The organism is Methylobacterium nigriterrae, assembly GCF_037106235.1.
Taxonomy (GTDB): domain Bacteria; phylum Pseudomonadota; class Alphaproteobacteria; order Rhizobiales; family Beijerinckiaceae; genus Methylobacterium; species Methylobacterium nigriterrae.
This window is the reverse complement of the sequence record NZ_JBAWTG010000708.1, coordinates 1-296: the sequence shown is the minus strand read 5'-3', so window position 1 is coordinate 296 and position 296 is coordinate 1. Positions and strand designations below refer to the sequence as shown.

General features: G+C 75.7%; 1 protein-coding gene. It reads right to left on the bottom strand.

Going from position 1 to position 296, the window contains the following annotated elements:
* The coding region (locus WDW90_RS38815; protein ID WP_488803333.1) for a HoxN/HupN/NixA family nickel/cobalt transporter at nt 1-296 on the bottom strand (296 nt) is incomplete at both ends.

The following is a 296-nucleotide window of genomic DNA, read 5'->3' as shown; positions in this document are numbered from 1 at the left end:
GCGAAGCTGACGGTCTCGATCATGGCGCCGGCCCGCGTCATCCCGGCGGCCGTGGTGTTGAGGAGGAGGACGCCCGCCGTGACGATCAGGATCGCCCCGAGGGCCTGCAGCAGCGCCGCGGCGAAGCTCAGGGCGAAGGCGCGCGGCAGCGCCCGCTCGCCCGCCAGGATGTAGCCGGCGATCACCGCCGTGCCGTGGCCGGGGCCGGCGGCGTGGAACACCCCGTAGGCAAGCCCGAGTCCGACGATCGGGCCCCCCGCGCCGCCGGCCTTGAAGGCGGTGACGGCGCTCTGACG